At 63.2% G+C, this 7,131-nt stretch carries 7 protein-coding genes and 1 riboswitch (1 of these 8 only partly in view); of the genes, 3 read left to right on the forward strand and 4 right to left on the reverse strand.

Going from position 1 to position 7,131, the window contains the following annotated elements; all coding sequences use genetic code 11:
- The first annotated feature begins 21 nt into the window (after positions 1-21).
- Positions 22-1,218 carry an MFS transporter gene (locus tag I6L44_RS17015; RefSeq protein WP_019446255.1) on the forward strand — a complete coding sequence of 399 codons (1,197 nt, stop codon included), beginning with the start codon at positions 22-24 and terminating at the stop codon, positions 1,216-1,218.
- A gap of 73 nt (positions 1,219-1,291) precedes the next feature.
- Here the strand turns inward: I6L44_RS17015 and I6L44_RS17020 are convergent, their stop codons facing one another.
- The 4 genes from I6L44_RS17020 to I6L44_RS17035 all read right to left on the reverse strand — a co-directional run bounded on the left by I6L44_RS17020 (position 1,292) and on the right by I6L44_RS17035 (position 4,219).
- Positions 1,292-2,416: a 5-(carboxyamino)imidazole ribonucleotide synthase gene (locus tag I6L44_RS17020; RefSeq protein WP_216952577.1), complete on the reverse strand. Its 1,125-nt coding sequence runs from the start codon at positions 2,414-2,416 to the stop codon at positions 1,292-1,294.
- Positions 2,413-2,922, reverse strand: coding sequence for a 5-(carboxyamino)imidazole ribonucleotide mutase (gene purE / locus I6L44_RS17025; protein WP_216952579.1), 510 nt, complete (start codon positions 2,920-2,922; stop codon positions 2,413-2,415). The genes I6L44_RS17020 and purE overlap by 4 nt, the downstream gene beginning before the upstream one ends.
- 63 nt (positions 2,923-2,985) lie before the next feature.
- Positions 2,986-3,288: a hypothetical protein gene (locus I6L44_RS17030; RefSeq protein WP_005321666.1), complete on the reverse strand. Its 303-nt coding sequence runs from the start codon at positions 3,286-3,288 to the stop codon at positions 2,986-2,988.
- A gap of 4 nt (positions 3,289-3,292) precedes the next feature.
- The gene (locus I6L44_RS17035) at positions 3,293-4,219 is read right to left on the reverse strand and encodes a sodium-dependent bicarbonate transport family permease (RefSeq protein WP_216952586.1); all 927 of its coding nucleotides are present in this window, start codon (positions 4,217-4,219) and stop codon (positions 3,293-3,295) included.
- Between the two features lie 109 nt (positions 4,220-4,328).
- On the opposite strand from I6L44_RS17035, the gene I6L44_RS17040 reads away from it, so the two are divergent.
- Together I6L44_RS17040 and I6L44_RS17045 are read left to right on the forward strand one after the other, a co-directional pair.
- Positions 4,329-5,231 (forward strand): LysR family transcriptional regulator, encoded by a 903-nt coding sequence (locus tag I6L44_RS17040; protein WP_216952588.1) that lies wholly within the window; start codon positions 4,329-4,331, stop codon positions 5,229-5,231.
- A gap of 35 nt (positions 5,232-5,266) precedes the next feature.
- A riboswitch (cobalamin riboswitch) is annotated at positions 5,267-5,445 on the forward strand.
- A gap of 51 nt (positions 5,446-5,496) precedes the next feature.
- Positions 5,497-7,131, forward strand: the 5' portion of a protein-coding gene (locus tag I6L44_RS17045; protein WP_216952590.1) for a TonB-dependent receptor. 231 nt of this gene lie beyond the right edge of the window; only the first 1,635 of its 1,866 coding nucleotides appear in the window; it begins with the start codon at positions 5,497-5,499; its stop codon lies beyond the right edge, outside the window.

The following is a 7,131-nucleotide window of genomic DNA, read 5'->3' on the forward strand; positions in this document are numbered from 1 at the left end:
GGCCATCGACCGAGACGCATCATGACCAAAGAGATGAATCGCACCCGGTACCTGACACTGATCGGTACCATCATCACCCAGTTTGCACTGGGTTCTGTCTACACCTGGAGCCTGTTCAACGCCCAGCTCTCCGACAAGCTGGACGAGCCGGTGAGTCAGGTCGCTTTCGCTTTCGGCCTGCTCAGCCTCTCGCTGGCGGTCGCCTCCTCCATGGCGGGCAAGCTGCAGGAGCGATTCGGTGTGCGCAACGTGACCCTGGGCGCCGGCGTGCTGCTCGGCATCGGCTTCTTCCTCACTGCCCATGCCAGCAATCTGGCGATGCTCTACCTCTGCGCGGGCATTCTGGTCGGTTTTGCCGACGGTACCGGCTACCTGATGACTCTCTCCAACTGCGTGAAGTGGTTCCCGGAGCGCAAGGGGCTGATCTCCGCCTGTTCCATCGGTGCCTATGGCCTCGGCAGTCTCGGTTTCAAATACATCAACCTGCTGCTGCTCTCCAGCTCCGGCCTTGAGACCACCTTCCAGCTGTGGGGCTTGATTGCGATGTCCATGGTGCTGGTGGGCGGCATGCTGATGAAGGATGCGCCCAAGCAGGCCGCCTCCGTGCAGCAGAGCGAGAGCCGTGACTTCACTCTGGCCGAGGCGATGCGCAAGCCGCAGTACTGGATGCTGGCGCTGATGTTCCTCACCGCCTGCATGAGCGGCCTCTACGTCATCGGCGTGGCCAAGGACATCGGCGAGAAGATGGTGGGTCTGCCAGCAGTGGTGGCTGCCAATGCCGTCGCCATCATCGCCATGGCCAACCTGGGTGGTCGTCTGGTGCTGGGGATCCTCTCCGACAAGATGTCCCGCATCCGGGTCATCACCATCGCCCAGCTGATTACCCTGGCGGGCATGGCGCTGCTGCTGTTCGTGCCGCTCAATGCCAACCTGTTCTTTGTGGCGGTTGCCTGTGTGGCTTTCAGTTTCGGCGGCACCATCACCGTCTACCCCTCGCTGGTGAGCGACTTCTTCGGTCTCAACAACCTGACCAAGAACTACGGCGTCATCTATCTGGGCTTTGGTCTGGGCAGCATCATCGGCTCCATCGTGGCCTCCCTGTTTGGCGGCTTTATGGCGACCTTCCACCTGATCCTGGTGTTGCTGGTGGTGGCGCTGGTGCTCTCCCTCACTATCCGTCTGCCGGCTCCCGTGGCGCTGACCACCGAACGGGCCTGACAAGGCTCCCTGCCACAGCAAGCAATAGCAAAGACCCGGGCCATGCCCGGGTCTTTGCATTTCCGATGCTCGATCAGCGTGGCGCTAGCCCCAGCTGCTGGCGGGCCTTGCGGCAGGTATCCTCCACCATTGGCCAGTCGTCACCGGTCACCGTGATATGGCCCATCTTGCGGCCGGGACGGGATTCGCCCTTGCCGTAGAGGTGCAGATGCAGGCCGGGCTGCGCCAGCAGGGCGGCCCAGTCGGGCGTGCCGTTCTGCCAGAGATCCCCCAGCAGGTTGATTAACAGGGCGGGCCGCGCGGCGATCTGCTCTGGCAGCGGCAGATCGCACAGGGCCCGCACCTGCAGCTCGAACTGGCTGCACTCGGCGTTGTCGAGGCTGGGGTGACCCGAGTTGTGGGGGCGGGGCGCCAGCTCGTTGACCAGCAGTCGGCCTTCCACCAGAAAGAACTCCACCGTCAGCACCCCGACGTAATCGAGGGCTGCGATGATGTGCTCGGCGATCCCTTTGGCCTCGCGCTCCAGCGTTGGCACATTGGCCGGGGAGCGGGTCTGGTCCAGAATGCCACCGCTGTGCCAGTTCTGCACCAGCGGCAGGGCGCTGATGGCGCCGCTCGGACTGCGGGCCAGGGTCAGGGCAAATTCCCCCTCCAGTGCCAGCCGTTTTTCCAGCACGCAGGGCACGCCACTGGCTGCCAGCGCCGTCGCCAGCTCATCCAGATTGCTCACCAGCCACTGTCCCTTGCCGTCGTACCCTTCGCGGGCCGTCTTGAGAATGGCGGGTAAGAGTTCGCTGGCTTGTGTGGGGATGGACTCTTCCGGCAGTAGCGCCAGATAGGGGGCGACCGTGATGTTGGCTCCGCGCAGAAAGGCTTTCTCCTCGCGGCGATCCTGACAGACCCGCACCGCGCTGGCGGTCGGACGCACCGGCTTTTGTTTTTCGAGCAGAGCCAGGGTAGCGGCGGGCACGTTCTCGAACTCGCAGCTGATGGCCTCGCAGTAGCTGGCCAGTTCGTGCAGGGCTGCGGTGTCGTCATAGGGGGCGACAATATGGTGATCGGCGGCGGCACCGGCGATGCTGGCCGGGTCGGGATCCAGCACCACCACCTTGTAGCCGAGGCGGTGGGCGGCCATCACAAAGTAGCGGCCAAGCTGACCGCCGCCGAGCATGCCGAGTGTGGCGGGGGGCAGGATCATGTCGGCTCCTCCAGTTGCAGCGCCAGCACCCGGTCGCGCTCGCGGGTGCGGAAGTCGTTGAGCTGCTGCCGGTAGCGGGGGGCGTCGTCATCCCGGGCGACCGAGAGCAGGGAGACCGCGAACAGGGCGGCGTTGGCAGCCCCCGCCTCGCCGATGGCGAAGGTGGCGACCGGCACTCCTTTGGGCATCTGCACGATGGAGAGTAGCGAGTCCATTCCCTTGAGATGGCGGGAGGGGATGGGCACCCCCAGCACCGGCAATGTGGTCTTGGCGGCGACCATGCCCGGCAGGTGGGCGGCGCCACCGGCTCCGGCGATGATGGCGCGCAGACCGCGCTCGCGGGCAGTGGCGGCATATTCGAACAGCAGATCCGGGGTGCGATGGGCCGAGACCACCTGCGCCTCGTAGGGCACGCAGTGCTCCTTGAGGATGCGGGCGGCAGCCTGCAGCACGGGCCAGTCGGAGTCGGAGCCCATTACCAAGCCGATCAGGGGGGGGGTGTTCATTTTCTCTTAATCCTTGATGTTAAACGTTTGCTTTTGGTGAACAAAAAGAGCCGGCAAGCCGGCTCAGAATTTCTCGGGTCGCACGATTTCGACCGGTTGCAGAAAGGCGATCATGGCGTAATCGGGGTAGTAACGACTCTGCAGGTGGGCCAGCAGCCGCTCCGCCTGCTCCCGGCTGCAGATCGCCTCCAGCCGGATGTTGCCGCTCTCGCTCCAGCTGGCGTTGCGCTCGCCATGATCCCCTCGGCCGCGGGCATCTGTGATGGTGTAGCCGCGCAGCCCCTCGCGGGTGAGGGTGCGCAGCAGGGTCGGCTCCAGATTGGCTTCCGTAATGACGGTCAGCAGGGTGCGGGTCTCGGTCTGCATGTGGCTACTCCGTGAAGTGGCGGGCCCAGCTGTGGTAGAGCGGGATCCCCAGCATGATGTTGAACGGGAAGGTGACCCCCAGCACGGCGCTGAGGGACAGCCCCGGATTGGCCTGAGGCACGGCGATGCGCATGGTAGCCGGCACGGCAATATAGGAGGCGCTGGCCGCCAGGGTCGCCAGCAGGGTCAGTCCGCCGAGGGAGAGGCCCATCAGCTGGCCAGCTGCCAATCCCAGTCCCGCCGAGGCGAGCGGCATCAACAGGGCGAAGCCGAGCAGGAAGAAGCCATGCTTGCGTAAGTCCTGACACTGACGGGCGACGATGAGGCCCATCTCCAGCAGGAACAGCGCCAGCGCCCCCTTGAACAGGTCGACAAACAGCGGTTTGAGCGGGGCAATCCCGTCCGGCCCGGCCAGATAGCCGATGGCCATGCCGCCCAGCAGCAGGGTTACCCCTTTGCCGAGGAAGGTCTCGTGGGCCAGCATGCGCCAGCGGGTCTCGCGACTGATGCCGCGGGCGAGCACTATGCCCACCAGAATGGCCGGGATCTCCATCACCGCGAGGAAGATGGAGAGCTGGGATTCAAAGCTGATGCCCCGTTCGGTGAGCCAGTTCACCCCGACCGCAAAGGTGGCGACGCTGACCGAGCCGTAGTGGGCGGCAGTGGCGGCGGCATCCACCTGGTTCATCTTGAGGCGCAGCACGGCAAAGCCGAGCAGGGTCTGCACCACGCCCAGCAGGATCACCAGCGCCAGTTGTGGCAGCAGAGGTTGCAGGGATTGCTGGGCCAGACCGACGCCGCCCTTGAGGCCGATGGCCAGAAGCAGAAAGAGGGAGAGGGTGTCGTAGAGGGCAGGCGGCAGTTTGAGCTCGGAGCGCACCAGACCGGCCAGCAGACCAAACAGAAAGAAGAGTACAACAACGTCCAGCATGATGGTTCGCAGGGCTGTTCAGATAATGGTTGCATGCTAGAGCCCGCAATGTTTCGATAAAATCAGATTCTCGCTGATGGTTGTTCGGTAAAAACTGATTGGGGACGGCATGCTCAACTACAAACAGCTCTACTACTTCTGGCATGTGGCGCGCTGCGGCAGCGTGACGCAGGCCGCCGAACAGCTGCATCTCACGCCGCAGACCATCAGCGGTCAGGTGGCCGAGCTGGAGCAGTCCCTCGGTGTGGCGCTGTTCAACCGGGTGGGACGGCGTCTGGTGCTGACCGCCGCCGGACGGCAAGCGCAGGAGCAGGCGGGGGCGATTTTCTCGCTCGGCGCCGAGCTGGAGCACACCCTGCGCCACGCCAGTCAGGAGTTGACCATGCAGGTGGGGATCGCCGACTCGGTACCCCGTACCCTGGCGTTCGAGCTGCTGGCCCCCGCCATGGCGCTGGCGACCCCGCTGCGGCTGGTGTGTCATGAGGAGCGGGCCGAGCAGCTGTTCAGCGAGCTGGCCCGTCACAAGCTGGATATGGTGCTGATCGATCGCCCGCTTCCTCCCGACAGTGGTGTACGTGGCTACAACCACGAGCTGGGGCGCAGCCCGCTGGCGCTGTTTGCCAGCCCGGAGCTGGCGGCGCGGGCGCGGGACGGCTTTCCCGCCTCGCTGGAGGGGTTGCCGTTGCTGATCCCCGGAGAGAAGTCTGCCACCCACGATCGGCTGCTGGAGTGGTATCGCCAGCAGCGCATTCATCCCCATCTGGTGGGACAGTTTGATGACTCCACCCTGATGAAGTCGTTCGGCAAGGCGGGGATGGGGATCTTCCCGGCACCGCTGGCAATGGCTGACGAGATTGGTCGCCTCTACGGAGTGGAGCGAATTGCGACCCTCACCGACGTTACCCTCTCTTATTATCTGGTCTCGGCAGGGCGCCATCTCTCCCATCCAGGGGTACAGGCGGTGATGGAGGGGGCCCAGCAGCGGCTGGCAGCGCTGGCTGACAAGAAATAGAAATCTGGATGGCTATACATCCAGCTTGGCTCTGCCTATAATCCTCCCGCTTTGGCGCATCATGCTTAATAGGGAATCCGGTGAAAATCCGGAGCTGGCGCGCAGCGGTAAGGGGGAACGAAGCGACATCAGGGCACTGCCGTCAGGCGGGAAGCCGTCGCCGTAGGCTATCAGCCCCCGAGCCCGAAGACCTGCCAGAGTTCGTATTTCGGGCCGAGAGAAACCGGCCACGAAGTAGATACTTACGCGAACTTAAGGATCTCTCATGTCGAAGAAATTTCTGGCGGCTGCCCTGTTGCCGACGGCGGCGTTTGCCCAGCAGCTGACCATTCCCGTCAATCCCACCATGGTGGTGACCGCTACCCGCGTCGCCCAACCTGCCTCCAGCGTGCTTGCCCCGGTCAATGTGGTGACCCGGGACGAGATCGATCGCCTGCAAGCCCAGACCGTGACCGATGTGGTCAAGACCCTGCCCGGTGTGGAAGTGGTCAGCAATGGTGGCCGCGGCCAGATGAGCTCGCTGCGGGTGCGTGGTGGCACCTCTTCCCAGACGCTGGTGCTGGTGGATGGGGTGCGCAGTGCCTCTTTGACCGCCGGGATGACCGAACTGAACAATCTGCCACTCAATCAGGTCGAGCGGATCGAGTATATCCGCGGCCCGCGCGCCACCATTTACGGCTCCGACGCCATCGGTGGGGTGATCAACATCATTACCCGTCCCGACAAGGGGACAAATCAGCACAAGTTCAATATTGGTGCCGGTTCCCATCAACAGCGACAGGCTGCTTTCAGTAGCACCAGCCAGGTGGGCGAGGCGGGTCAGCTCAAGGTAGCTGGCGGTTTTGATGATGAAGAGGGTTACAACGTACATCCCTTGCCCGGCATCAACGATGGTGACCGTCACGGGCATCAGGGTTACAACGCCATGCTCGATTATCAGCAGGCGCTCGGCAGCAACTGGGATCTGTTCGGTACGACCCGCTGGTTTCGCAATGTCGCCCAGTACGACCGCTCTTCTGCGGCTTCCGCCTGGGGGCCTGCCACCCATCAGCGCAACGAGACCTGGACTGAAAACCAGAGCTATCAGCTGGGGTCGCGCTATCACGATGATCGCTATCTGAGTGAGTTGCGTGGCGCCTTCTCCAAACAGGATGCGTACGACTATCAGGACAACAGTGGCCGCGATCAGGCCAATAACCGGACCTACACCCGCCAGTACAGCCTGAACTGGGTCAACAGCTTGAAATTGAACGAGAGCTGGACGCTGGGAGGCGGGGCCGATTGGCAGAGTGATCGACTGGATGATCGCTCCCGCTCCTCCGGCTCCACGTATCCGGCCGACGCCAAAGAGCGTGACAACAACGGCCTCTATGCCCTTGCTCAGTTTGACAACCAGACCTGGCAGGCCGAGCTGAGCGGCCGCAGTGATGACAACGAGCAGTTTGGTCGTCACAACACCTGGCAAACTGGCGCAGGCTGGCGTTTTGTCGAGGATTACCGCCTGAGCGCCCGCTATGGCACCGGTTTCCGCGCCCCCTCCTTTAATGACCTCTACTATCCGGGCTCTGGCAATCCTAACCTGAAGCCGGAAGAGTCGAAGAGCAGCGAGCTGATGCTGGATGGTCAAACTGCGGGTGTCGAGTGGCGAGCCACCGGTTATCGCAATGACTTCGAACAGATGATCCAGTGGGCTCCCAACAGTCAGGGGATGTGGACACCACAAAACGTTGGCAAGGCGCGCATTGAAGGGATTGAGCTGGAAGGGGAGTTCGACACTGGCTGGTTGAGTCATAGGGTCTCTGCCGAGTACAAGGATCCCAAAGACAAGGTGACTGATAAACAGTTGCAGCTGATCTCCCGCAAAGGGGCCAAGTGGATTACGCAGGCGCAGTGGCAGCAG

It is taken from the genome of Aeromonas sp. FDAARGOS 1414 (assembly GCF_019047065.1).
GTDB lineage: Bacteria > Pseudomonadota > Gammaproteobacteria > Enterobacterales > Aeromonadaceae > Aeromonas > Aeromonas veronii_A.